Annotated in this window: 22 protein-coding genes and 1 tRNA gene; 9 read left to right on the top strand and 14 right to left on the bottom strand. The window is 70.9% G+C overall.

Features of this window, described 5'->3' with window-relative positions:
* Window positions 1-90 precede the first annotated feature (90 nt).
* A complete protein-coding gene (locus tag OHU34_RS21095) occupies window positions 91-1,605 on the top strand; it encodes a protein kinase domain-containing protein (protein ID WP_142267950.1) in 1,515 nt (504 codons plus the stop codon).
* 73 nt (window positions 1,606-1,678) lie between these two features.
* Here OHU34_RS21095 and OHU34_RS21090 read toward each other — a convergent pair whose 3' ends face one another.
* The 3 genes from OHU34_RS21090 to OHU34_RS21080 form a co-directional block, all read right to left on the bottom strand.
* On the bottom strand, window positions 1,679-2,905 hold the full coding sequence (locus OHU34_RS21090) for a phosphotransferase (protein WP_200839932.1): 1,227 nt from the start codon (window positions 2,903-2,905) through the stop codon (window positions 1,679-1,681).
* Window positions 2,906-3,064: 159 nt separating this feature from the next.
* Window positions 3,065-3,469: a pyridoxamine 5'-phosphate oxidase family protein gene (locus tag OHU34_RS21085; protein ID WP_405767808.1), complete on the bottom strand. Its 405-nt coding sequence runs from the start codon at window positions 3,467-3,469 to the stop codon at window positions 3,065-3,067.
* Between the two features lie 70 nt (window positions 3,470-3,539).
* Complete coding sequence (locus OHU34_RS21080) at window positions 3,540-4,232, bottom strand: response regulator (protein WP_405767805.1); 693 nt, start codon at window positions 4,230-4,232, stop codon at window positions 3,540-3,542.
* Window positions 4,233-4,553: 321 nt separating this feature from the next.
* Here OHU34_RS21080 and pdhA point away from each other — a divergent pair, with 321 nt between their 5' ends.
* From pdhA to OHU34_RS21065, 3 genes are read left to right on the top strand one after another with little or no spacing between them, the layout of a single operon-like run.
* Window positions 4,554-5,777 carry a pyruvate dehydrogenase (acetyl-transferring) E1 component subunit alpha gene (gene pdhA, locus OHU34_RS21075; protein WP_142265213.1) on the top strand — a complete coding sequence of 408 codons (1,224 nt, stop codon included), beginning with the start codon at window positions 4,554-4,556 and terminating at the stop codon, window positions 5,775-5,777.
* A 1-nt stretch (window position 5,778) separates the two neighbouring features.
* Complete coding sequence (locus OHU34_RS21070) at window positions 5,779-6,771, top strand: alpha-ketoacid dehydrogenase subunit beta (protein WP_054242059.1); 993 nt, start codon at window positions 5,779-5,781, stop codon at window positions 6,769-6,771.
* Window positions 6,772-6,781: 10 nt separating this feature from the next.
* Window positions 6,782-8,296, top strand: coding sequence for a dihydrolipoamide acetyltransferase family protein (locus OHU34_RS21065; RefSeq protein WP_142265214.1), 1,515 nt, complete (start codon window positions 6,782-6,784; stop codon window positions 8,294-8,296).
* A 203-nt stretch (window positions 8,297-8,499) separates the two neighbouring features.
* Here OHU34_RS21065 and OHU34_RS21060 read toward each other — a convergent pair whose 3' ends face one another.
* The 4 genes from OHU34_RS21060 to OHU34_RS21045 all read right to left on the bottom strand — a co-directional run bounded on the left by OHU34_RS21060 (window position 8,500) and on the right by OHU34_RS21045 (window position 13,033).
* The gene (locus OHU34_RS21060) at window positions 8,500-10,821 is read right to left on the bottom strand and encodes a hypothetical protein (RefSeq protein ID WP_405767801.1); all 2,322 of its coding nucleotides are present in this window, start codon (window positions 10,819-10,821) and stop codon (window positions 8,500-8,502) included.
* Window positions 10,822-10,824: 3 nt separating this feature from the next.
* Window positions 10,825-10,896 (bottom strand) — tRNA-Ser (locus tag OHU34_RS21055).
* A 155-nt stretch (window positions 10,897-11,051) separates the two neighbouring features.
* Window positions 11,052-12,299, bottom strand: a complete 1,248-nt coding sequence (locus OHU34_RS21050; RefSeq protein ID WP_142267951.1) for a nitrate/nitrite transporter — start codon at window positions 12,297-12,299, stop codon at window positions 11,052-11,054.
* A gap of 62 nt (window positions 12,300-12,361) precedes the next feature.
* Window positions 12,362-13,033, bottom strand: coding sequence for a GntR family transcriptional regulator (locus tag OHU34_RS21045; protein WP_405767798.1), 672 nt, complete (start codon window positions 13,031-13,033; stop codon window positions 12,362-12,364).
* A gap of 255 nt (window positions 13,034-13,288) precedes the next feature.
* Between OHU34_RS21045 and OHU34_RS21040 the strand changes: the two genes are divergently transcribed.
* Complete coding sequence (locus tag OHU34_RS21040; protein ID WP_230195199.1) at window positions 13,289-14,191, top strand: D-alanyl-D-alanine carboxypeptidase; 903 nt, start codon at window positions 13,289-13,291, stop codon at window positions 14,189-14,191.
* Between the two features lie 125 nt (window positions 14,192-14,316).
* On the opposite strand, the gene OHU34_RS21035 is transcribed toward OHU34_RS21040, so the two are convergent.
* Window positions 14,317-15,141, bottom strand: a complete 825-nt coding sequence (locus OHU34_RS21035; RefSeq protein WP_142265218.1) for a maleylpyruvate isomerase family mycothiol-dependent enzyme — start codon at window positions 15,139-15,141, stop codon at window positions 14,317-14,319.
* Window positions 15,142-15,352: 211 nt separating this feature from the next.
* On the opposite strand from OHU34_RS21035, the gene OHU34_RS21030 reads away from it, so the two are divergent.
* A complete protein-coding gene (locus OHU34_RS21030) occupies window positions 15,353-16,177 on the top strand; it encodes a carbon-nitrogen family hydrolase (protein ID WP_142265219.1) in 825 nt (274 codons plus the stop codon).
* Window positions 16,178-16,244: 67 nt separating this feature from the next.
* On the opposite strand, the gene OHU34_RS21025 is transcribed toward OHU34_RS21030, so the two are convergent.
* Window positions 16,245-16,739, bottom strand: coding sequence for an LURP-one-related/scramblase family protein (locus OHU34_RS21025; RefSeq protein ID WP_020130573.1), 495 nt, complete (start codon window positions 16,737-16,739; stop codon window positions 16,245-16,247).
* Window positions 16,736-17,746, bottom strand: a complete 1,011-nt coding sequence (locus tag OHU34_RS21020) for a GlxA family transcriptional regulator (RefSeq protein WP_142265220.1) — start codon at window positions 17,744-17,746, stop codon at window positions 16,736-16,738. The genes OHU34_RS21025 and OHU34_RS21020 overlap by 4 nt, the downstream gene beginning before the upstream one ends.
* Before the next feature lie 52 nt (window positions 17,747-17,798).
* Here OHU34_RS21020 and OHU34_RS21015 point away from each other — a divergent pair, with 52 nt between their 5' ends.
* On the top strand, window positions 17,799-18,197 hold the full coding sequence (locus OHU34_RS21015; protein ID WP_142265221.1) for a cupin domain-containing protein: 399 nt from the start codon (window positions 17,799-17,801) through the stop codon (window positions 18,195-18,197).
* 136 nt (window positions 18,198-18,333) lie between these two features.
* Here the strand turns inward: OHU34_RS21015 and OHU34_RS21010 are convergent, their stop codons facing one another.
* The 3 genes from OHU34_RS21010 to OHU34_RS21000 all read right to left on the bottom strand — a co-directional run bounded on the left by OHU34_RS21010 (window position 18,334) and on the right by OHU34_RS21000 (window position 21,996).
* Window positions 18,334-18,582 (bottom strand): DUF6458 family protein, encoded by a 249-nt coding sequence (locus OHU34_RS21010; RefSeq protein ID WP_054242050.1) that lies wholly within the window; start codon window positions 18,580-18,582, stop codon window positions 18,334-18,336.
* Between the two features lie 93 nt (window positions 18,583-18,675).
* A complete protein-coding gene (locus tag OHU34_RS21005; protein WP_142265223.1) occupies window positions 18,676-19,998 on the bottom strand; it encodes a M18 family aminopeptidase in 1,323 nt (440 codons plus the stop codon).
* Window positions 19,999-20,154: 156 nt separating this feature from the next.
* Entirely contained in the window at window positions 20,155-21,996 is a 1,842-nt protein-coding gene (locus OHU34_RS21000) for an acyl-CoA dehydrogenase (protein ID WP_142265224.1), read from the bottom strand.
* Between the two features lie 207 nt (window positions 21,997-22,203).
* On the opposite strand from OHU34_RS21000, the gene OHU34_RS20995 reads away from it, so the two are divergent.
* Both OHU34_RS20995 and OHU34_RS20990 read left to right on the top strand, forming a co-directional pair.
* The gene (locus tag OHU34_RS20995; RefSeq protein ID WP_028806966.1) at window positions 22,204-22,686 is read left to right on the top strand and encodes an SseB family protein; all 483 of its coding nucleotides are present in this window, start codon (window positions 22,204-22,206) and stop codon (window positions 22,684-22,686) included.
* Window positions 22,687-22,958: 272 nt separating this feature from the next.
* Window positions 22,959-23,930, top strand: a complete 972-nt coding sequence (locus tag OHU34_RS20990) for a pirin family protein (RefSeq protein ID WP_142265225.1) — start codon at window positions 22,959-22,961, stop codon at window positions 23,928-23,930.
* 96 nt (window positions 23,931-24,026) lie between these two features.
* Here the strand turns inward: OHU34_RS20990 and OHU34_RS20985 are convergent, their stop codons facing one another.
* A complete protein-coding gene (locus OHU34_RS20985; RefSeq protein WP_142265226.1) occupies window positions 24,027-24,956 on the bottom strand; it encodes a Bro-N domain-containing protein in 930 nt (309 codons plus the stop codon).
* Between the last annotated feature and the right edge of the window lie 105 nt (window positions 24,957-25,061).

Raw genomic sequence — 25,061 nt, 5'->3', positions numbered from 1 at the left:
CGCGCGTTCCGCGGGCAGAAACGACGGCGAGGACTGATGGCACAGCAGCGCGCTCAGGGCCCGTCCGACCCCGAGGCGACTGGCGGCGGTATGTCAGATGCGCCGGAGAACTGGGGCAACGGCGGGCTGGTAGGGGACGGCCGATACCGGTTGACCCGCAGACTCGGCCGAGGTGGCATGGCCGAGGTGTTCGCGGCCGAGGACGTACGCCTCGGACGCACCGTCGCGGTGAAGCTGCTGCGCGCCGATCTCGCCGAGGACCCCGTGTCCAAGGCCCGCTTCACGCGCGAGGCCCAGTCGGTGGCCGGCCTCAACCACCATGCGATCGTCGCCGTGTACGACTCCGGCGAGGATTTCGTGGGCGGCCAGAGCGTGCCGTACATCGTGATGGAGATCGTCGAGGGACGCACCATCCGTGACCTTCTCCTCAACGCCGAGGCGCCCGGCCCCGAACAGGCCCTGATCATCACCTCGGGGGTGCTGGAGGCGCTCGCCTACTCGCACCAGCACGGCATCGTGCACCGTGACATCAAGCCGGCGAACGTGATCATCACGCACAACGGCGCGGTCAAGGTGATGGACTTCGGCATCGCGCGCGCCCTGCACGGCGCGTCCACGACGATGACGCAGACCGGCATGGTCATGGGCACCCCGCAGTACCTCTCCCCGGAGCAGGCGCTCGGCAAGGCCGTCGACTACCGCTCCGACCTGTACGCGACGGGCTGCCTGCTGTACGAACTTCTCGCACTGCGGCCGCCGTTCACCGGCGAGACGCCGCTGTCGGTGGTCTACCAGCACGTGCAGGACATCCCGGTGCCGCCGTCGCAGACCTCGGACGGGCAGTGCCCCCCGGAGCTCGACGGTCTCGTCATGCGGTCCCTGGCCAAGGACCCCGACGACCGGTTCCAGACGGCGGAGGAGATGCGCGGTCTGGTCCAGTACGGGCTCCAGATGCTGTACGACCAGGGTGGCCACACCGGCACCTGGAACACCGGCCCGGTCGGCGCGCACGACGGCCGCGGCACGCCCTCCGCCGGCTTCGCGAGCACGACCGCGCTGGCGCACGGCGCCGACGGCTCCAGCACCTCGCAGATCCCGCAGCCGATCCTGCCCACCGGCTACGGCGGCGGTGACGACGGCGGCTTCGAGGGGCACGGCAACAAGGGCAGCGGCCGCGGCAAGCTGTGGATCCTCGCCGTCTTCGCGGTGATCGCCATCGCCGCGGGTGTCGCGCTCGCGCTGAACGGCCAGGGGAAGGGAAGCGGCGACACCGACACCTCGCCGTCGCCGTCCACCTCGCAGTCGGAGACGGACGACGCCTCCACCGCGACACCGAGCGACGAGGCGAGCAACACGGCCTCGGACGACACCTCGGACGACAACTCCGGTTCGAACTCCGATTCGGACTGGACGCCGTCGTACTCGCCCTCGTACTCGCCGTCGTACTCCCCCTCGGAGTCGGCCAGCAGCGAGCCGACGGACGAGGAGACCGAGACCCAGCCCTCGGACGATCCGACGGACACGCAGCCTTCGGACGATCCGACGGATGTCGAGCCGAGCGACCCGGCCACCGAGGGTGGCACCCTCGGCAGCATCGGAAACTGACCGCAGTACGCGACACGCGCGCGTGGGCCCGTCACAGGGCTCCACGCGCGCGTGTCGCGTTCATGGGGCCGGGTCAGTCGGCGAACGCGCCGCACACCGCGTCGTACTCGCGGGTCCACCACACGGCGAGGGCCGAGGCCGCCGGGAACTGGGAATCGGCGCGGGTGTCGCCGCGCTCGTAGTGCCAGCGCAGCATCCAGAAGTCGTTGAGGCGCTCCCACCACACCCGGTGCACGGCCGCCGCGAGTTCGGAGGGCGTGGCCCCGGCCGCGCGTCGGTACGCGCGTGCGTACTGCCTCGCCTTCGGCAGGTCGAGGGTGCCGTCGGGCCGGACGAAGAAGATCGCGGCGGCGCGGACGGCCTCCTCGGCGCGGGGCTGCACGCCCAGCCGGTCCCAGTCGACGATGGCGGCCGGGGCGTCCCCGCGGTAGAGCAGGTTGAAGGGGTGGAAGTCCCCGTGCACCCAGCCGACCGGGCCGCTGTGCGGAGGACGCCGGTCCGCGTGCCGTTCCAGCAGCGTGCGCCGTTCCAGGAGGCGGTGGCGGGCGAGTTCGTCGAAGGAGTCGGCGGGGCGGTGGCGGCGCACGCGCGCGAGGAGGTCCTCGATGAGGACGAAGGTGTCGGCGGGGTCGGGGCTCGCGGCCGGGACGGCGGCCTCGACGGGCGAGGTGCGCCCGGCAGCGGTGATGGGCCCGGCGGGAGCGGCGGCCGCGGCCCGGGCAGGGCGCTCGGACGGGGCGATGCGGCCCTCAGGGGCGTGCCCCCGGGGCAGGCCCGGGTCACGTCGCGGATCGCGCGTCGGAGGCGCCTCGCCCCCCGCGGGCGCGTTGACCCCGAGGCCCCGGGGCACGTGTCCGCCACGGGCCGGGGGCAGGAGTTCGCCGTGGGCCGCCCGCATCACCTGCTCCAGGCTGGCGTGGACCACCCCCAGCAGCGCCCCCAGGCGGCCGCACTGGCCGGGGGTGAGCTGGGCGCCGTGGCGGTGGCGGCCGTCGATCCACGGGTGGAGGGCGTAGGCGTGGCCGCCGACGACGGCGACCGTGCGTCCGTCGTGGCCGGGCAGCGGGGGAGCGACCGGGACGCCGAGGTCGGCCAGTCGTTCGGTGGCCCGGTGCTGGCGGGCGATGGAGGCGGGGTCGGCGGTGTCGGGGTCGAAATGGTGCTTGAGGAAGTAGCGGCCGCGGGTGGTGCGCAGCCGGTAGCCGCGGTTCAGCAGCCCCTCGTCGACGGGCTCACAGGTGAGCGCGGTGCCGGCGGCGTACCGGCGGAGCAAGGCGCCCAGAGGGGGCGCGTGGAGCAGTAAGGGGGGTACACAGGAGCGCGGCACGCGCCCGATGCTAGGGCACGATCCGAGGCTGTGAGCTGGGCGTTGTCACAGACAGTCACTAAAGGTCAACAACTGTCACGGGCGGTCGCTCCAGGTTGCTCCACGTCGCTCCGGGTGGCCTCACGGGTCGTTTCAGGTCGCTCCCTGACGGTCCACGGTCACGAACTGCGGGGTCACGCGCAGGTGGACCGGGTCGAACGGGACGCCGCCTTCCACGGACCGGGGCGCGGGTCCGAAGAGCTCCAGTTCGGCGGCGGTGGGCTCCATGACCGCGCACTTCCCGACGATCTCCACCGACCACCGGCCCTCGGCGCGGCCCGGCCGCGCCCGGTTCAGGTTGTCCGAGCCGTAGGCGACCACATGGCCGTCGCAGGCCCGGTGATAGCCGTGGCCGCGGTGCATGCGCAGCAGCAGACGGCCGTCCACCACGATGTGGCGGGCGCAGGCCAGGAAGGGCATCGCGCGCAGGCTGGCGGCCACCCGTCCGTATTCGGTGCGGGCGAGCAGGTCGACGGCGAGTCGTTCGTCGGTCGGCATGCGACCACTGTGCGCGGCCGGTATGGGGCGCCACAGAGGCCACCGTCCCGTCCGGCCGGGACCTAGGTCCCTAGTTGCTCCCGGCCCGGTTTGCCGCCTGGATTCCCGCCTGGATTCCCGCCTGCATCCGGGCCACGTACGCGGCCGCCTGGGAGCGGCGCTGCATACCGAGTTTGGAAAGCAGACTCGACACGTAGTTCTTGATGGTCTTCTCGGCGAGGTGCAGTTCCGTGCCGATCTGGCGGTTGGTGAGGCCCTCGCCGATCAGGTCCAGGATCCTGCGCTCCTGGTCGGTGAGGTGCGCGAGCCGGTCGTCGGCCTTCGGAGCGCCCTCACGCAGCCTCTGGAGCACGCGCGCGGTGGCGACGGGGTCCGGGAGCGACTTCCCGGCGGCGACGTCCCGTACGGCCGTCAGCAGCTCCTCGCCGCGGATGGCCTTCAGGACATAGCCGGAGGCGCCGGCCATGATCGCGTCGAAGAGGGCCTCGTCGTCGGCGTACGAGGTCAGCATCAGGCATTTGACGGAGTCGTCCCGGGAGCGGATCTCGCGGCACACCTCCACGCCGCTGCCGTCCGGGAGCCGTACGTCGAGCACCGCGACGTCGGGCCGCGTGGCCGGGATGCGCACGAGCGCCTCGGCAGCCGTGCCGGCCTCGCCGACCACCTCGACATCGCTCTCCACGGAGAGCATCTCGCGGACCCCGCGCCGGACGACCTCATGGTCGGCGAGTAGAAAAACGGTGATTTTTCCTTCTTCGCGCACGCGCTCAGTCTCACATACTGAGTCTTCCCGTGGACCGGGTGCCCGGGATAACGTGCCGTTGCTCCGGCCTCCTGCAAGGCTGTGACCTGGGTCTCTCCCGACTTTGCCGATTTACTTGGAAATCCAAGCAAAAACGCAGGTCAAGAGGGGTTTCACAGAAATGTGAAGCACTGGGTAACGTGATGACCGCAGGGCGCTCGCCGGGGCACCTGTCACACCTGTTCCGACCGAGTGGCACCCACCCCGTGCACGGGCGTCGGACTCAGGTGAGCCGCACTGGTACCCGGCAACCCCGGGGGCCGGACCGACGGAGGAGCACACGTGACCGTGGAGAGCACTGCCGCGCGCAAGCCGCGACGCAGCGCCGGAAGCAAGGCCGGCACCACCGGCACCGAGCGCACCACCCGCACCACCGCCAGGAAGTCCGCCGAGCCCGAGCTCGTGCAACTGCTGACGCCGGAGGGCAAGCGGGTCAAGAACGCGAAGAACGCCGAGTACGCCAAGTACGTCGCCGGTGTGACCCCCGAGGAGCTCCGCGGCCTCTACCGCGACATGGTGCTCACCCGCCGCTTCGACGCGGAGGCCACCGCCCTCCAGCGCCAGGGCGAGCTGGGTCTGTGGGCCTCGCTGCTCGGCCAGGAGGCCGCCCAGATCGGCTCCGGCCGGGCCCTGCGCGACGACGACTACGTCTTCCCGACCTACCGCGAGCACGGCGTCGCCTGGTGCCGCGGGGTCGACCCGACCAACCTGCTCGGCATGTTCCGGGGGGTGAACAACGGCGGCTGGGACCCCAACGGCAACAATTTCCACCTCTACACGATCGTCATCGGATCCCAGACGCTGCACGCCACGGGCTACGCCATGGGCGTCGCCAAGGACGGCGCGGACAGCGCGGTGATCGCCTACTTCGGCGACGGCGCGAGCAGCCAGGGCGATGTGGCGGAGTCCTTCACCTTCTCCGCCGTCTACAACGCGCCGGTCGTGTTCTTCTGCCAGAACAACCAGTGGGCGATCTCCGAGCCCACCGAGAAGCAGACCCGGGTGCCGCTCTACCAGCGCGCGCAGGGGTACGGCTTCCCCGGCGTCCGGGTCGACGGCAACGACGTCCTGGCCTGTCTCGCGGTCACCAGGTGGGCGCTGGACCGGGCCCGCGCCGGGGAGGGCCCCACCCTCGTCGAGGCGTACACGTACCGCATGGGCGCCCACACCACCTCCGACGACCCGACGAAGTACCGGGCCGACGAGGAGCGCGAGGCCTGGGAGGCGAAGGACCCGATCCTGCGCCTGCGCCGCCACCTGGAGGCGTCAAACCACACGGACGAGGGATTCTTCGCGGAACTCGAGGCGGAGAGCGAGGCGTTGGGCAGGCGAGTGCGCGAAGCGGTCCGCGCCATGCCGGACCCGGACCGCTTCGCGATCTTCGAGAACGTGTACGCGGACGGACACGCGCTCGTCGACGAGGAGCGGGCCCAGTTCGCGGCCTACCAGGCATCGTTCGCGACGGAATCCGAGAGCGGCTTCGCCGCGGGTTCGGGGGGAAACTGAGATGGCGGAAACCGTGACGTCCAAGAACCTGGCCCTGGCCAAGGCGATCAACGAGTCGCTGCGCCGCGCCCTGGAGGCGGACCCCAAGGTCCTGATCATGGGCGAGGACGTCGGCAAGCTCGGCGGCGTCTTCCGGGTGACGGACGGCCTGCAGAAGGACTTCGGCGAGAGTCGCGTCATCGACACCCCGCTCGCCGAGTCCGGCATCGTCGGTACCGCGATCGGGCTGGCCCTGCGCGGCTACCGCCCGGTGGTGGAGATCCAGTTCGACGGCTTCGTGTTCCCGGCCTACGACCAGATCGTCACGCAGCTCGCCAAGATGCACGCGCGCTCGCTCGGCAAGGTCAAGCTGCCGGTCGTCGTCCGCATCCCCTACGGCGGCGGCATCGGCGCGGTCGAGCACCACTCGGAGTCGCCGGAAGCCCTCTTCGCGCACGTGTCGGGCCTGAAGATCGTCTCCCCGTCCAACGCGTCCGACGCGTACTGGATGATGCAGCAGGCCATCCAGAGCGACGACCCGGTGATCTTCTTCGAGCCGAAGCGGCGCTACTGGGACAAGGGCGAGGTCAACTTCGAGGCGATCCCCGGCCCGCTGCACAAGGCCCAGGTCGTCCGCGAGGGCACGGACCTGACCCTCGTCGCCTACGGTCCGATGGTGAAGCTCTGCCAGGAGGTCGCCGCCGCGGCCGCCGAGGAGGGCAAGAACCTGGAGGTCCTGGACCTGCGGTCGGTGTCCCCCATGGACTTCGACGCGATCCAGACGTCGGTCGAGAAGACCCGCCGGCTGGTCGTCGTCCACGAGGCGCCGGTGTTCTTCGGTTCGGGCGCGGAGATCGCCGCCCGGATCACCGAGCGCTGCTTCTACCACCTGGAGGCTCCGGTGCTCAGGGTCGGCGGCTATCACGCCCCGTACCCGCCGGCGCGTCTGGAGGAGGAGTACCTGCCGGGCCTGGACCGGGTGCTCGACGCCGTCGACCGTGCCCTGGCGTACTGAGGAGAGGGTCGTGACGACGATGACGGAAGCGTCCGTACGCGAGTTCAAGATGCCCGACGTGGGCGAGGGCCTCACCGAGGCCGAGATCCTCAAGTGGTACGTCCAGCCCGGCGACACGGTGACGGACGGCCAGGTGGTGTGCGAGGTCGAGACGGCCAAGGCCGCCGTCGAGCTGCCCATCCCCTACGACGGGGTGGTCCGCGCGCTGCACTTCCCCGAGGGCACCACGGTCGACGTGGGCATGTCGATCATTGCCGTGGACGTGTCGGGAGGAGCGGGCGGCGCCCCGGCGGCCGCCCCGGTCGCCGAGGTACCGGCGCAGGCGGCCGTGCAGACGCCCGCGCAGGCCCCGGCCGCCCCGCAGGGGCAGCCGCAGGCGGCGCAGGCCGAAGCACCGCAGGCCGAAGCACCGAAGGCCGAGGCCGCCAAGCCGGCGGGATCCGGCCGCCAGCCGGTCCTCGTCGGGTACGGCGTGGCCGCGTCCTCCACCAAGCGCCGTCCGCGCAAGGGCCCGGAGATCGCGGTCTCCCGGGTCCCGGACACGATCCAGGCGGAGCTCAACGGCCACGGCGGCGCGTCCGCCGTGCGCGAGCGCCCGCTGGCCAAGCCGCCGGTGCGCAAGCTGGCCAAGGACCTCGGCGTCGATCTCGCCACGGTGGTCCCGTCCGGCCCGGACGGCATCATCACCCGCGAGGACGTCCACGCGGCGGTGGCCCCGGCCGCCCCGGCGCCCCAGGCCGCTCCGGTGGCCGAGCCGGTGCCGCAGGTGACACAGGCTCCGGTCACGACCCCCGCGGCCGTGCCCGCGCCGTCGTACGACACGGCCCGTGAGACCCGCGTCCCGGTCAAGGGCGTCCGCAAGGCGACGGCTGCGGCGATGGTCGGTTCGGCCTTCACCGCGCCGCACGTCACGGAGTTCGTGACGATCGACGTGACGCGCACGCTGAAGCTGGTCGAGGAGCTCAAGCAGGACAAGGACATGCAGGGCGTGCGGGTCAACCCGCTCCTGCTGATCGCCAGGGCCCTGCTGGTCGCCGTCAAGCGCAACCCGGAGATCAACGCGTCCTGGGACGAGGCGACGCAGGAGATCGTGGTCAAGCACTACGTCAACCTGGGCATCGCGGCCGCGACCCCCAGGGGCCTGCTGGTCCCGAACATCAAGGACGCCCACGCCAAGACGCTGCCGCAGTTGGCGGAGTCCCTGGGCGAGCTGGTCTCGACGGCGAGGGAGGGCCGGACATCGCCGGCCGCCATGCAGGGCGGCACGGTGACCATCACCAACGTCGGCGTCTTCGGCGTCGACACCGGCACCCCGATCCTCAACCCCGGCGAGTCCGCGATCCTCGCGATCGGTGCGATCAAGCTCCAGCCGTGGGTCCACAAGGGCAAGGTGAAGCCACGTCAGGTGACCACGCTGGCACTGAGCTTCGACCACCGGCTGGTGGACGGGGAACTGGGCTCCAAGGTGCTGGCGGATGTGGCGGCGATCCTGGAGCAGCCCAGGAAGCTGATCACCTGGGGTTAGGGGCGACCCGGCCGGCCGGGCCGCGCACCCCGAGGGGGCGCGGTCCCGGACCTGGTGGTCCCGGACCTGGTGGTCCCGGACCTGGTGGTCCCGGACCTGGTGGTCCCGGACCCATGGCCGTGGACCCATGGCCGCGGACCCGACGGCCCCCGACGGCCCCCGACGGCGGCCTCCTCTCCATGGCGGCCCCGGGCCCGGCGGCCTCAGCCCGCCGAGGCCGGGTCCGGACGCAGCCAGTGTCCGTCCGTGGTCCAGCCGAGAAGCAGCCGCCCGGTGCCCTCGTCGGCCCGGCCGCCCTCGGCGACCTGGTGCAGGCCGGTCAGGGCGGGGGCCAGCCGGCCCGCCACATGGCCGGGGTGCCGGGTCAGTTCCTCCGGCAGCCGGGCCAGTGTGCGGGCCCGCTCGCCGGGGGTGCACAGGGACAGGTGGAACACCATCTGCCGCCAGGCGTAGGCCACGTCCTTGATCGTGCTCAGCGGGCGCGGGTTGCCGTGCACGCGGCCGGTCAGCCGGCACACGGTGACGAAGCAGCGGCGGGCCAGGTCGGGCCAGCCCGCGGCCGGCTCGATGCCGACCCGGTGGACCAGGGTGGCCAGGTTGTGCGTGGTGAGGATCTGCGCCTGCTCGATCACCTTGCCGTTCGCGGCCACCGATCCGCCTCCGCGCCGTGACCGGGACGAGCCGGCCTCGGCCCGCGCGACACACAGCTTCGCGAACCCGGGCGAGGTCCTGGCCCCGTACGACCTCGTCAGCGCCTCGCCGGTCTCGACGATCGCCAGATTGCGGACGGCCCGGTAGTCGACGGCGTAGTAGCGCTCGTAGAGCGAGCCGCCGCCCAGCAGCTCCGCCGCGACCCGGGCCGCGGCGAGGAACTTCGGGGTGAAGGTGCCCATGAAGATGTCCGCGGCCAGCTCCTCGACCAGGGGAGCGCCCAGATCGGCCTGGCGGGCCAGCACGGACAGCTCACGGACCAGGGAGTTGGGCAGGATCGTGCCGGGGAAGGCCTGCACGGACAGCTCACCGAGCCGGCGCAGCGCGACGGCCGACACCGCACCCGCCGCGCCGTCCGTGCGCTGCCCGGCCACGGCCCGTACCCACGGCAGTTCCTCCGCCCGCACCTGCCGCTGGAGGTTGAGCAGCAGCAGCGAACGGCGGCCCGCGAACGCCCGGTGGTGGGCCGCCGCCAGCGTGCGCAGGGCCGGGTCGGGGTAGGCCTGCGCGGTGGTGGCGGCGACGAGCTGCGGTACGAGCTCGGCCAGCACCTCGGCCGAGGGCACCACCCCGCGTTCCACGAGGGTGCTCAGGGGCGCGCTCAGCGCGGCCTCGACGGGCCGCCGTACGCCGGCCGGAATCACCGCGCCCGCGGGCAGCCCCGTCTCCCGCGCCTCCTCCTCGCCGACCGCGGCGACGAGCGGCGCGACCTCGGCCACGCCCGCCTGCTGGTCCAGCCCGGACAGCCGGCGCAGCACCAGCTGGGCCAGCGCGTGGTGCGAGGGCAGTGCCGCCTGCGCGGCCTGCTCCCGGCGCAGCGCGGTGAGCTCCGCGGAGCCGGGCAGCCCGCGCCGCCGCACCATGGAGGTGACGGCGTGCCGCAGCAGCCCGAGCCGGCGGGCGTCCAGTTCCCGTCCGGCGACGGTCTCCTCCAGCGCCCCGCGCAGGATCCCCAGGTTCTCCTTCGGCTTGAGGTGCTTGGTGCAGTGGGTGTGACGGTCGGCCAGGTCGCGGTAGCGGCGCAGCAGTTCGGCGCCGTGCCCGTGCCAGGCGGCGTCGGGGGCGCGCGTCAGCACCCGGGTCGGCTGCCCGGCGTCGGCGGTCTCCAGCCAGTGGCCGAGCAGTTCGTCGCCGAACGGCTGCCACACGGCCAGTGCCTCCCGCTGCGTCTCCACCGCCTCGCTGGTCCGCCGCCGCGCCAGGCTCTCGCCGGCCTCGGCGACGGTCCGGCGGTGCACCGCGGCGGCATCGGGCGCCGGTCGGGTGGACGGGCGGGGCGTGAACCGCAGCCGTCCCGCGAACGGGGCGAGCTCCTCGACGAGTCCGAGTGCCGCGTCGGTCTCCCCGGCCCTGGCCAGCCAGGCCACGGTGAGCAGGGCGGCCTCCTCGGGGACGGTCACCTCGTACCGTCCGCCGTCGAGGAGTTCGTGGAGCCGCGCCAGCCCGTCCTCGGACAGCCAGTACGCGAACAGCGCCTGCCGGTCCAGCGGCACACCGGCCCGGCGCGCGGCCTCGGTCTCGTACTCCGTCAGGGGCCCGCCGGCGCTCGGCGCGCCGGTGGCGAAGCCGCCCCGGAGCACCTCGGGTGTCACCCACGCGGGCAGATCCCGGACCGGTGTGCGGGAGCCGATGGTGAGCAGTCCGTTCGCCATGCCCGCCAGTACGGACCGCCACGCGCGCTGTCGTTCTCCGGCGCGCCGGCGGGTGTCGGGGTCTTCGTGGGTGAGCGCGGTGCTGAGCGCCCCGGCCAGTTGGCCGGAGGCGTAGCCCGGGTTGGCCTCTGCGAGGTGCTGCTGGTCAGCGTCGTCGTTCATAAGCCGACGTGGCGGGTGCCGCCCCCGCGCCCTCCGGGTCTCGAGCCCGGTGCTCTGCTGCTGAGCTACACGTCGATGAGGCCCGACGGTAGACGTCGAACGGGCGTGCGTTCAAACGTGTTTCGGCGGCGAGGAGCCCTGAACGGCCCGCACGCCGTCCGTTCCCTCCGGGCACTCCGGGCACTCCGGGCACTCCGGGCCGTTCGGGCACTCCGGGCCGTTCGGGCCGTCTACGCCGGTACGTGCACCGTCTCCACGCGGCTCGCCACCAGCCGTTCCCGCTCGCGGCGGGCCGCGCGGCTGCGCAGCCGCAGGATCTGGCTGACGCCGAGGGCCTGGAGGACGAAGACGCAGGAGAAGGCGATCGTGTAGTCGTCGCCGGTCGCGTCCAGCAGCACGCCGACCGCGAAGAGCGTCGTCATCGACGCCACGAAGCCACCCATGTTGGTGATGCCGGAGGCCGTTCCCTGGCGCTCGGGCGGGTTGGCCGGGCGGGCGAAGTCGAAGCCGAGCATGGAGGCGGGGCCGCACGCGCCCAGGACCGCGCAGAGCGTCACGAGCAGCCACATCGGCGCCCGGTCGCCGGGGTAGGCGAGCGTGGCCGCCCACATCAGGGCGGTCGCGCCGACCGTGCTCAGGGCCAGCGGCAGCCGGGCCTCGTGGTGGCGGGCGACGACCTGGCCGTAGACCAGGCCCACGACCATGTTGCTCAGCACCACCAGGGTCAGGAGTTCGCCGGCCGTCGCTCGCGACAGGCCCTGCGCCTCCACCAGGAACGGCAGGCCCCACAGGAGCAGGAACACCATCGCCGGGAACTGGGTGGTGAAGTGCACCCACAGGCCGAGGCGGGTGCCCGGCTCGCGCCAGGACGCGGCGATCTGGCGGCGGACGTACGCCGCGCCCCGGTGCGGGAACGGCTCGGGCTCGTGGCCTTCGGGGTGGTCCTTCAGGAACAGCAGCAGGAGGACCAGGACGACCACTCCCGCGAGCGAGCTGCCCGCGAAGGCCGCCGTCCAGCCGATGCCGTGCAGGAGGCGGGCCAGGACGAGGGTCGAGACCAGGTTGCCCGCCATCCCCGCCAGTCCCGCCAGCTGCGCGACCATCGGTCCGCGGCGCGCCGGGAACCACCTGCTTCCCAGCCGCAGGACGCTGATGAACGTCATCGCGTCCCCGCAGCCGAGCAGCGCGCGGGAGGCGAGGGCCGTGCCGTAGGACGGGGAGAAGGCGAAGCCGAGCTGGCCGGCCGTGAACAGCACGACGCCGATGGTCAGCACCTTCTTCGTGCCGAGCCGGTCGACCAGCAGACCCACCGGTATCTGCATGCCCGCGTAGACCAGGAGCTGGAGGATCGAGAAGGTGGACAGGGCCGAGGCGTTGACGTGGAAGCGCTCGGCGGCGTCCAGGCCGGCCACGCCGAGGGAGGTGCGGAAGATGACCGCGACGAAGTAGACCGAGACGCCGATCCCCCAGACGGCCATCGCGCGCCGTCCGCCCGGTGGATCACCCGGAAGGGTGGAGTTCAGGCTGCGGGGGCCGGGGCTCATCGGACCTCCCCGCGGGCCAGGTGCGAGAACCAGCCGACGTGCCGGTGCACGATCTCGACGGCGGCCTCGGCGTCACCGGAGCGCAGTGCCCGGAGGATCTCCTCGTGCTCGCCCAGCGTCTTGGCTATCCGGTCGGGGTGGGAGTGCATCACGGCGACGCCCATCCGCAGTTGGCGGTCGCGGAGCTGGTCGTACAGCCTCGACAGGATGTCGTTGCCGCCGCTGCGGACGATCTCGGCGTGGAAGCAGCGGTCCGTCACGGCGGCCGCGGCCAGGTCGCCCGCCGCGGCCTGCGCCTTCTGCTTCGCGAGCAGTTCTTCCAGCCGCTGGATCAGCGCGGCCGAGGCGGGGACCGCCTTGCGCGCCGCGTGCTCCTCCACCAGCAGCCGGGTCTCCACCACGTCCGCGATCTCCTGTGCGGAGACCGGCAGGACCAGGGCGCCCTTCTTCGGGTAGAGCTTGATCAGCCCCTCCACCTCCAGGCGCAGCAGCGCCTCCCGCACCGGAGTGCGCGAGACCCCCACGGCCTCGGCGAGCTCGCCCTCGGTGAGGAGCGTGCCGCCCTCGTAGCGGCGGTCCAGGACACCCTGCTTGACGTGGGCGTACACGCGGTCGGCGGCGGGCGGTTGCTTCACGGGAGCGGGGGCGGGCGGGGCGGACGAAGGCATGCCCACAGGATAGATACAACACGTACGCAACGGGGGGCCGGTCCAGAATGCGGACCCGCGACGGGCTGCGACGAGGGGTGCGGGAAGCGGGGTGGGCGAGGGCCGGGTAAGAGCAGGGTCAAGTAATCGGAAATTCGGCCCAGCGAGCGCACAACTTTCTGTGCTACTTACGTGTCACACACATGCGGCCCCTTCTTCTTTCCCCTTGAACTTGGCCGCATCGCAGGGGCATTCGACGTAATCGGGGTATTTCAGTTGATAACCGCCACCAAGGGCATCCGAGTCCGCAGGGCCGCATCCGTCGCCGTCACCGTCGGCGCAGTGCTCGCGACCGGAGCCCTCACCGCGGCGCCCGCACAAGCCGTCACGACGCCCACGATCGCCGCCAAGACCGGCTACGTGATGAACAATGCGAACGGCGCCGCGCTGTACAACAAGGGCATGGACACCAAGCTGTCCACCGGCTCCACCACGAAGATCATGACGGCGAATGTCGTGCTGTCGCAGACCAACCTGAATCTCAACACCAAGGTCACCATCCAGAAGGCGTACAGCGACTACATAGTGGCCAAGGGCGCCTCGTCCGCGCGCCTGATCGTCGGCGACAAGGTCACGGTCCGTCAGCTGCTCTACGGGCTGATGCTGCCGTCCGGTTGTGACGCCGCGTACGCCCTGGCCGACAAGTTCGGCACGGGCACGACGCGGGCCGCGCGCGTCAAGAACTTCATCGCCAAGATGAACAACAAGGCGAAGGCGCTCGGCATGACGAAGACGCACTTCGACTCGTTCGACGGCATCGGCAACGGGTCGAACTACTCGACCGCCAAGGACCTGACGAAGCTCGCCAGCAACTCGCTGAAGAGCGCGAACTTCCGTGCGATCGTCAAGACGAAGTCGTACACCGCCAAGACGATCACCAAGACCGGCTCCACCCGCACCATGGCGGCCTGGACCAACACCAACACGCTGCTGAGCAGCTACAGCGGCACCATCGGCGTGAAGACGGGCTCCGGTCCGGAGGCGAAGTACTGCCTCGTCTTCGCCGCCACCCGCAACGGCAAGACCGTCGTCGGTACGGTGCTGGCCTCCACCAGCGCGACGGTGCGTGCCGCCGACGCGACGAAGCTGCTGAACTTCGGCTTCGCCAAGCTGGGCTGACACCCGCTCAACCCGTAACACCCCGGAACGGGCCCGTCGTGATCGTCACGTCGGGCCCGTTCTGTCGAGGGGTGCGGGGTGCGCTCATACCGGCGACTTGCGGTGGCCGGGGGGAGCGCCGCCGGTTACCGGGTGACCGCGAAGTTCCGCAGGATCGCCGCCGTCAGCTCCGGATCGCCCTCCGCCTTCACCCGGTCGGCGACCGCCTCGGCCGTCACCCGGCCGCAGGCCAGCCGCACGAACGTCTCCCAGTCGAGGGTGAACGCGGCGGCCGGGCCGAGCGCCGGGGCCGTCTCCAGGGTGCCGCGGCCCTGGATGTCGACGCGGATGGTGCGCAGGAACTCGATCGGCCCGTGCACGTCGAAGACGACCGCGGAGCTGCGCGGGGCGTCGGCCTTCTCGGCGACGACCGCCGGGAGTTCGGCGAGCAGCGCGTCACGGGCGATGTGCGCGCCGGGCGAGTCGAGGTTGCCGGGCCGGCCGAGGGCGGCGCGCAGGTCCTGCTCGTGCGCCCACACGTTGAACGCGTGCTTGCGCATGGACTCCTCGAGCGTGAGCTCGGTGCCGAGCGGGCCGCGCACCATCGTGGTGGGCTGGCGCGACTCGTTGCGCAGCTGGCGGTTGCGGCGGATGACCGTGTACTCCAGCTCGGACGTCATCTCCGGCGCCGTGTGGTGGCGGCGGACGTCGACCTGCATCTCCATGTAGCGCTGGATGTCATTGGTGACGTGGTAGAGGTCGCGCGGCAGGGTGTGGATGGGGCGCGGGTCGCCGTACATCTCGCAGTCCAGCCCGATGACGTGCGACACGATGTCGCGCACCGACCAGCCGGGGCACGGTGTCCGGCGGTTCCAGTCCGCCTCCACCAGCGGCAGCACCAACTCGGATATCGCTTCGATGGAGTGGGTCCAGGCGTCGGCGTAGGGCTGGAGGGTGGGATGCAGACTCACGGAAACGGGACCCCTCGGCGGTCGGTACTCGGGTGGTTGCGGCGGCGTTGCCAGCGGGAGGTGGCGGTGTGGGCAGGTATCGGCGGGTGTCGCCGGGTGTCGGCGGGTGTCTCGGAACGCTAAGTTACGCTGCTGTGAGGCACCCCGGCAGTGCTTTCGTGTGACGATCGTAGGCCCGTGTGGACGACTCGAATGCCAGGACGGTGGTAGTGTGCGCGCCTCTCTGATCCAGATCGCTGTAGAAGAGGGCGAATCGGTCGAATCGCGACGGGTGCGGGTTGCCGCACTGGTACGGGAGCAGGCCGGTGCCGCCGACCTCGTGGTGCTGCCGGAGCTGTGGACGACCGGGGCGTTCGCCTACGAGGAGTTCGGCAGCGAGGCCGAGCCCCTTCAAGGGCCGACGTACGAGGCGATGGCCAAGGCCGCGAGCGACGCGGGCGTGTGGCTGCACGCGGGCTCGATCCCGGAGCGCGCTCCGTCCGGCGGCTCCGCCGCGGGCGAGGGCTCCCTCTTCAACACGTCTCTCGTCTTCTCCCCCTCCGGTGACCTGGCCGCCTCCTACCGCAAGATCCACCGCTTCGGCTTCGACAAGGGCGAGGCCGTGCTGATGGGCGCGGGCGAGGAACTGGTGACGGTCCGCCTTCCCGAAACGACCGTCGGTGTCGCCACCTGCTACGACCTCCGTTTCCCCGAACTCTTCCGCGCTCTCGTCGACGCCGGCGCCGAGACCCTCGTGATCCCCGCGGGCTGGCCGGAGCGCCGCCGGGCGCACTGGACGCTGCTGGCCCGGGCGCGGGCGGTCGAGAACCAGGCGTTCGTGCTCGCGTGTGGAACGGCCGGGACGCATGCCGGAGTTCCGCAGGCGGGTCACTCGATCGTGGTGGATCCGTGGGGCGAGGTGCTGGCGGAGGCGGGTTCCGGCGAGGAGGTCCTGAGGGTCGAGTTCGACCCGTCCAGGGTCGCCACCACCCGGGAGCAGTTCCCGGCCCTGAAGGACCGGGTGCTCGGCCTGCGCACTCCTGAACGCCGCCCCTAGCCGCGGCCTCCCGCGCCGGGCGGCGCCCGGCCTGCCGCGCCGGGCCGCTCCCGGTGCTTTCCGGCCCTCAGTCCTCGCGTTCCTTGTCGGCGAGGTGGATCACGCACACCGCCACCGCGATGAGCAGCGCCGGATCCGCGTCCTCCCGTACGACGTCGACGCCGTAGGTCTCCCGCACGTGCAGCCACCGCCGGGAGACGACGGCCAGCAGTTCGCCGTCGTACTCGACCGCGAACTCCCGGTCGAGGATCTTGCCGCTGACGTCGAGTTCGGTACGGCCGTCCGCCAGGGCCACCCGGTAGTGGTTGCGCAGCAGCGACAGCCGCTTGCGCCGGATCGTGGCCAGCGGTTCGCCGTCCCGTTCGATCACCATCGTGTCCCGCAGGGCGAACATCTTCTGGTGGATGTCGATCAGGACCCGCCCACGGGTGTCCTTCAGCTCGAAGGTCTCCCGCAGCCGCATCGCCTTGCCGTCGACGAGGTACACCTTGTTGCCGCGGTCGTCCTCGATCCAGTAGTCGTCACCGAAGCCGAGGAGCCGGTCGCGTACGAGGAATCTCATGCGGTTACGGCTTCCCCGACGGCCGGTCCGAAACGCCGCCGGTAGGCCGTTGGGCTGAGTCCGGTCTCGCGCCGCACGCGGGCGCGCAGGTTCGCGGCGGTCCCCAGCCCGCTCCTGGCCGCCACCACTTCCAGCCGCTGCTCACCCCGCTCGATCAGCCGGCAGGCGAGCGCCACCCGCTCCGCCGTCAGCCAGGCGAGCGGGGTGGTGCCGAGCTGAGCCCGGAACCGCCGGTGCAGGGTCGCCGGGCTCACCGCCGCCCGCGCCGCCAGCTCCGCCACCGTCAGCGGCTCCCCCAGCCGCTCCTGCGCCCACGCGAGCAACGGCGCCAGCGACTCGTCGGGCACGTCCGGCACCGGGCGCTCCACGAACTGCCGCTGGCCGCCGTCCCGGTGCGCGGCGAACACCAGCCGCCGGGAGACGGCGTTGGCGATCTCCGCGCCGTGGTCGCGTCGTACGACGTACAGCCCGAGGTCGAGGGCGGCGGCGCTGCCCGCGGCGGTGAGGATGCCGCCCTCGTCGACGAAGAGGACGTCGGACTCCAGCCGCACCTTCGGATGCAGCGCGCGGAACGCCTCGGCCCACATCCAGTGCGTGGTGGCCCGGCGTCCGTCGAGCAGGCCGGCTTCGGCGAGCGCGAAGGTGCCGGTGCAGAAACTCATCACCCGCGCCCCGCGCGCGTGGGTACGCCGGATGGCGTCGAGGACGGCGGGGCCGCGCGGGACGACGTTGTCGGGCCGGCCCGGCACCACGAGGGTGTCCGCCGAGTCCACCGCCTCCAGGCCGCGCCCGCCGGTCATGGTGAAGAACCCGTGGTTCATCCGCACCTCGCGCGCGGGGGTGCACAGCACGACCTCGTACAGCGGCCGGGCCAGCCCGAGTTCGGGCCGGGGCAGTCCGAACAGCTCGGTGGCGACACCGACCTCGAAGGGATTGGTGCCCTCGTCCACGATCACGGCGACCCGGTGCGGCGCACTCACGGCGCGTTGAGAGGAATCTTGCGGCATGTGCGATTCCTAGCACTCGCGCGGCCGCGCGGCCCACCCCACGATGAGGGACATGACCAACGAACCCGTCTCCCTCCCCGCCGCGCTCGCCTCCTTCACCGAGCAGTGGAGCCCGCGCATCGTCACCACCGTGAACGACTACGACGTGCGCGTCACCCATGTCGAGGGCGAGCACCTCTGGCACGTCCACGACGAGACGGACGAGTTCTTCCTGGTCCTGGAGGGGGAGCTCCGTATCTCCCTGCGCGAGCCGGAGGGAGAGCGCACCGTGACCCTTCCCAAGGGCTCCGTCTTCACCGTCCCGCGCGGCACCGAACACAAGCCGTACGCGCCCGTGCCCACCGAGATCCTCCTCCTGGAACCCACCGGCACCTCCACGGTCGGCGATCGTCACGAGGAGGTCCCGGCCCACGTGGACGCCACCACGGGGCACGCGCTGACGTCGCGCTGACGTGGCGGTCGGCCGGGAGAGTGCCCCGTCGGCCAGGTCCGCCGGCAGGACCGGGCTTTCCGGTCCGCCTCACCGGGGGCGGGGCGGACCGGTTGCCGTGGGTCCTGGCCGGACCGGGCGCTGACCCGGGTCACGGTCAGACGCCGTAGCCGCCGTTGTAACCGTCGCGCTGGTGCCGCTCTGTCTCGACCACCGTGGTCGAGGTCGGAGGCACCATCACCCGGCGGCGCCGGGCGATGCTGCTGAACGTCGTCACGCCGATCAGCCCGACGATCATCAGGATGACGCCGACCAGGTCGAGATTGACGCCCTGCATGTCCCAGTCCGTCGCGAACGTGAGGATGGCTCCCACGGCGATGAGGATGATGCATCCGCCGAGGCCCATGATGTTGCCTCCTGTCCGGTGTACCGGCCACTCCGGTTCACCACCGGATCCGGGTACCCCGGGGCCCGACTCCCATGCGCGGCGGCCGACTTGCTACCCCTCCAGGAACGCCGCCAGCGCGTTGGCCAGCAGGTACGGGTCGGCGTCGCCGCACAACTCCCGCGCGCTGTGCATCGACAGGATGGCCACGCCGATGTCGACGGTGCGGATGCCGTGCCGGGCGGCGGTGATCGGGCCGATGGTCGTGCCGCAGGGCATGGAGTTGTTGGAGACGAAGTTCTGGAACGGCACGCCGGCCTTCTCGCAGGCGGCGGCGAAGATCGCCCGGCCCGAACCGTCGGTCGCGTAGCGGTTGTTGACGTTGACCTTGAGGATCGGACCGCCGTTGACCCGCGGGTGGTGCGTGGGGTCGTGCCGCTCCGCGTAGTTGGGGTGGACGGCGTGACCGGTGTCGGAGGACAGACAGACGGTGCCCGCGAAGGCTCTCGCCCGGTCCTCGTACGACCCTCCGCGCGCGAACACCGAACGCTCCAGCACGCTGCCCAGCAGCGGTCCGTCCGCGCCGGTGTCCGACTGCGAGCCGTTCTCCTCGTGGTCGAAGGCGGCCAGCACCGGGATGTACGGCAGGCCCTGGCCGCCGGTCGCCACGGCTGTCAGCGCCGCCGTACCGGCGTGCACGGAGAGCAGGTTGTCCATACGGGGGCCGGCCAGCAGCTCCTCGTCGCGGCCCAGGTAGGCGGGCGGCTCCACGGAGTGCGCCATCAGGTCCCAGCCGGTGACCTGACCCGCGGCCAGCCCGGCCTCCTGCTCCAGGAAGGCGATCAGGTCGCCGTCGCGCACATCGCCCGCCAGGCCCCAGACGGGCTGGAGGTGGCGCTGCTTGTCGAGCTTGAGGCCGTCGGTGTTGACCGCCCGGTCCAGGTGGATGGCGAGTTGGGGGACCCGCAGGAGCGGGCGGCCCACGTCGACCAGACGCGTCGAGCCGTCCCGCAGGGTCAGCCGCCCCGCCAGGCCCAGGTCGCGGTCGAGCCAGGAGTTGAGCAGCGGACCGCCGTAGATCTCCACGGCCACCTGGCGCCAGCCGTGCGCCCCGGTGTCGGGCAGCGGCTTGACGCGCAGGTTCGGGGAGTCGGTGTGCGCACCGATGATGCGGAACGGCGTGTGCGGCGCGGCGCCCTCGGGCACGTACCAGGCCACGATCGCGCCGCCGCGCAGCACGTACCTGCCACCGCTCCCCGCCGCCGAGGCCTCCGAGGCCTCCGCGTCCCAGGCGTCCGTCTCCGAGACCTGCCGGAACCCGGCCTTCTCCAGGCGCTCGGCCGCGTTCGCCACGGCGTGGTACGGCGACGGGCTCGCCGTCAGGAACGTCATGAGGTCGTCGGTGTGGCCGCGGTCGAAGCGGGAGGGTGCGCTCATGGGGTTCACCTTAACGACGTACGAGAGCCCGCTCCCGGTGATGGGGAGCGGGCCCTCGTGAGGACAATGTGGAGTGTCGCGCGGTTGTGCGGATGCGTCCTGGAACGCGGCCTCTGAGTGCTGGAGGAGCTCCGAGTGCCAGAGGGCCTCCGAGTGCTAGAAGGCGGCCTCGTCCAGCTCCATCAGGTCGAGCTCGACACCCGCGGCGATCTTGCGGGCCAGGGTGACGCCCGGCAGGACGTCGGCCGCGAAGAACTTCGCCGCCGCGATCTTGCCGGTGTAGAAGGCCACGTCCTTCGCGGAGAGGGCCTTGGTGGCGGCCGACTCCAGCTTCTCGGCGGCGATCGCGGCACCCTTGAGGAGCAGGTAGCCGACGATGACGTCACCGGAGGCGAGCAGCAGACGGGTGGTGTTCAGGCCCACCTTGTAGATGTTCTTGACGTCCTGCTCGGTGGCCGCGAGGTCGGTCAGCATCAGGCCGACGATGGCCTCCAGCTCGACGGCGGCCTTGGCCAGGTGCTCGCGGGCGCCGGCCAGCTCCTCGCCGCCGGTGCCCAGCGCCAGGAACTTCTTGATGTCCTCGGCGAGGGAGTTCAGCGCGGCGCCCTGGTTGCGGACGATCTTCCGGAAGAAGAAGTCCTGGCCCTGGATCGCCGTGGTGCCCTCGTACAGGGTGTCGATCTTGGCGTCGCGGATGTACTGCTCGATCGGGTACTCCTGGAGGAACCCGGAGCCGCCGAAGGTCTGGAGCGACTGGGCGAGCTGCTCGTAGCCCTTCTCGGAGCCGTAGCCCTTGACGATCGGCAGGAGCAGGTCGTTGAGCGCGTGCTCCGTCTTCGCGTCCTCGCCGTTCGCCTCCTTCACGGCGATCGCGTCCTGGACGGAGGCCGTGTAGAGGACGAGGGCGCGCATGCCCTCCGCGTACGCCTTCTGCGTGATCAGCGAGCGGCGCACGTCGGGGTGGTGGGTGATGGTGACCTTCGGCGCGGCCTTGTCCATGAAGTTCGCCAGGTCGGGGCCCTGGACGCGCTCCTTGGCGTACTCCAGGGCGTTGAGGTAGCCGGTGGAGAGCGTGGAGATCGCCTTCGTGCCGACCATCATGCGGGCGAACTCGATGATGCGGAACATCTGGCGGATGCCGTCGTGCTTGTCGCCGATCAGCCAGCCCTTGGCCGGGTGCCGGTCGCCGAACGTCATCTCGCAGGTGTTGGAGGCCTTCAGGCCCATCTTGTGCTCGACGTTGGTGGCGTAGACGCCGTTGCGCTCGCCCAGCTCACCGGTCTCGAAGTCGAAGAGCGTCTTCGGGACCATGAAGAGGGACAGGCCCTTGGTGCCGGGACCGGCGCCCTCGGGACGGGCCAGCACGTAGTGGAGGATGTTCTCCGACATGTCGTGCTCACCGGACGTGATGAAGCGCTTCACGCCCTCGATGTGCCAGGAGCCGTCCTCCTGCTGGACCGCCTTGGTACGGCCAGCGCCCACGTCCGAGCCGGCGTCCGGCTCGGTGAGGACCATCGTGGAGCCCCACTGCCGGTCGACGGCGATCTGCGCGATCTTCTTCTGGACGTCGTTGCCCTCGTCGAAGAGGATGCCGGCGAAGGCCGGGCCGGAGGAGTACATCCACACGGCCGGGTTGGCACCGAGGATCAGCTCCGCGTACGCCCAGATCAGGGACGGCGGGGCGGTGGTGCCGCCGATCTCCTCGGGCAGGCCCAGACGCCAGTACTCGGAGTCCATGAAGGCCTGGTAGCTCTTCTTGAAGGACGCGGGGACCGGCGCGGTGTTGGTCTCGGGGTCGAAGACGGGCGGGTTGCGGTCGGCGTCCGTGAAGGACTCCGCCAGCTCGTTCTCCGAGAGGCGGGTCAGCTCCTCGAGGATGCTCTTCGCGGTCTCGGTGTCCATCTCCCCGAACGGGCCGGTGCCGTACAGCTTGTCGCGCCCGAGCACCTCGAAGAGGTTGAACTCGATGTCGCGGAGATTCGACTTGTAGTGCCCCATGGCGACGGCTCCGTAAAGAGAGATCGGCGAGGGACTGGGATCCTCGCGCTAGTTCACGTACCAACAAGTAGCTACCGATGATGCTACCCGTCGGTAATAAGTCGCAACCCCGAACCGGCCATCTGTGACGCGTAACGCGTCCCGTGCGCCTCGGAAGGGGCCCCCGTACCGCCCCGCCCGCCGGGCGCGCTCGGTACGCTTGCGCCCATGTACGGATACGGCCAGCCCATGGACGGCGGTGCTGCACAGCAGCAGTACGCCCCGCCGCAGCAGCAGATGCCCGGCGGCCACGGCGGGTACGGTCAGCAGCCGCCGCTCTACCCGGAGCCGTCCCCGCCGTCCCTCGCGGACGCGGTGCGGGCCTTCACCACCGGGCAGCTGGCCGCGGAGGACTTCCAGCAGGTCTTCGCGACCTCCAAGGTCTACTGCCCGCGCGGTGACAACCCCGGTTTCCTCGCCCTGCACAACACCCAGCAGCCGGTGATCCCGATGTTCACCTCGCTCAAGGAGCTGCGCCGGTACGCGGGCAAGGAGTCCAAGTACTTCGTGATCACCGGCTCCGAGATGATCGACCTGCTGCCCACCGGGTACGGCTTCGTCCTCGACATGGAGGGTGAGCACCGGATGGTGTTCGACGCGAAGGCGGTCGAGCAGATGGTCGAGTTCGCGATGCGGCGGATGTACGGCTGAGGGTTCGCCTCTCCCCGTTACTTCCTGCCGCTCCACTCTTCTCTCGCTGTCTTCTGCCCCGTTCCTCTTCTTTCTCGTCCTTCCCGGCTGTCCCTCGGCTGTCCGGTGGATGTCTCATGCCCTTCACAGCCATGCCATAGGGTTCCCCCGCGTCGCTGCCCCTGCGTGCTCGCCGCTCCACGGGAATGTCCTCCGGGCTTCCATCGTTACGGGTAGCAGAAAGTTCAATGCTCAACTAAACTGGGACGTACGTCGCCCAAGGAGGTACGGACATGCCCGCAGTGACCGTCGAGAACCCGCTGACCCTGCCGCGCGTCACCGCATCGGCCGACGCGGTCGCACGTCCCGTGCTCACCGTCACGACCGCGCCGAGCGGTTTCGAGGGTGAGGGCTTCCCGGTGCGCCGTGCGTTCGCCGGGATCAACTACCGCCACCTCGACCCGTTCATCATGATGGACCAGATGGGCGAGGTGGAATACGCGCCGGGCGAGCCGAAGGGCACCCCCTGGCACCCGCACCGCGGCTTCGAGACCGTCACCTACATCATCGACGGGATCTTCGACCACCAGGACAGCCAGGGCGGCGGCGGCACCATCACCAACGGCGACACCCAGTGGATGACGGCCGGCTCGGGCCTTCTCCACATCGAGGCGCCGCCGGAGTCGCTGGTCATGTCCGGCGGTCTCTTCCACGGCCTCCAGCTGTGGGTGAACCTGCCGGCCAGGGACAAGATGATGGCGCCGAGGTACCAGGACATCCGTGGCGGCCATGTACAGCTCCTGGCGAGCCCGGACGGCGGCGCGCTCCTGCGGGTCATCGCGGGCGAGCTGGACGGCCACGCCGGTCCCGGTATCACCCACACCCCCATCACGATGGTCCACGCGACCCTCGCGCCGGGCGCGGAACTCACCCTTCCGTGGCGTGAGGACTTCAACGGTCTCGCGTACGTCCTGGCCGGCCGCGGTTCGGTCGGCGCCGAGCGTCGGCCGATCCACCTGGGCCAGACGGCGGTCTTCGGCTCGGGTTCCTCGCTGACGGTCCGCGCGGACGAGAAGCAGGACTCGCACACGCCTGACCTGGAGGTCGTGCTGCTCGGCGGGCAGCCGATCCGTGAGCCGATGGCCCACTACGGCCCGTTCGTGATGAACACCAAGGACGAGCTCCAGCAGGCCTTCGAGGACTTCCAGAAGGGCCGGCTGGGCACGATTCCGGCGGTGCACGGGATGACGGCGGAGGGCATCTAGCCCTCCGGCCCGCCGGAAACCGATACGGTGTGACAAGGCCCGAAGCCGCAACTTTGGTTTGCGACTTCGGGCCTGTCTCGTATCGCGGTGACGCCGCTACGGCAGCACGTAGACGGGCGCTCCGTCAGTGGAGCAGCCGGTCTGCCGCATGCAGCCGCGCTTCAGCAGTATGCGTAGGCAGTCGTGGACGCGATCCTGCGACATACCGGTTCGGGCGGCGATCTCCTCGACACGGTAGCGGGCCTCACCACGCGCCAGTGCCGGGGCGAGGACGGCGGCGACTGTGTGCACGTCGTCCGTGACGAGGAGGTGCCTCTTCTGCCACGTGGCGAGAAGCTGTTGGGCAGTCAGTCCAGGTGCGGGGGCGCTGTGGCTGGACCGCCCGAGGGCTTCGGCGATGTCTGTCAGCGCGTCGGCCATCCTGTTCTGGCTGTCGGTGATCTGCCGCAGCAGGTCGTTGCGCTCTCCTGCGACGGCCGCCAGCATCTCGTCCGCATGCAGGTTGCGCTCCTCGAGCCGCATGATGGCTTCGACGACCTGCTCGGGCATGACGTACGCGGTACCGCCGGCGGGGGCGGGTTGTCCGGGGGCCGGTTCCAGGGAGTAGGAGCCGTCGCGCTGGATGGTGGCGATGACTCCGGCGACCCAGGTTTTGAAGGGCTGGGCCTCCGGCTTGGTGCATCCGTTCACGAGCTGGATGAGTCCCTGGAGATTCACCATCTTCATCGACTTCTTGAGCCTGCGACCTGCAATGTTGCACGAAGCGTCGGCTGTACCGACGCTTCGTGCAAGATCGTCGAGAGATGTTGTGTGTTGTTGCGCAACACTCTGTTGCAATGCATCCCGGGTGTTGGCGTAGCCGAGTTGAGCCGCCACGTCCACGGCTGGGAACCAGTGTTCTCCGTCCGGCGTGGTCAGCCTCCGTACCCTCGCCCCCGTCGCCGCGAACACGAAGTCGTTGACATCGATCGCGTCCTGCTGTGCCGCCGACCGGTCCGGCGGCGGTGTGTTGTTCTGCTCGTACATCGAGCATCACCTCCGCCATGAAAAATAGGCATATGCCACCGCAACTGGCCGCGCTGGCAAGGATGTTCACCCTTTAGGAGCGGACGTTCGATTCTGAGTCCGGGT

It is taken from the genome of Streptomyces sp. NBC_00080 (assembly GCF_045041255.1).
GTDB classification, from domain to species: domain Bacteria; phylum Actinomycetota; class Actinomycetes; order Streptomycetales; family Streptomycetaceae; genus Streptomyces; species Streptomyces coriariae.
Note: the sequence above shows the minus strand (reverse complement) of the source record. Positions and strands in the feature narration are given on the sequence as shown.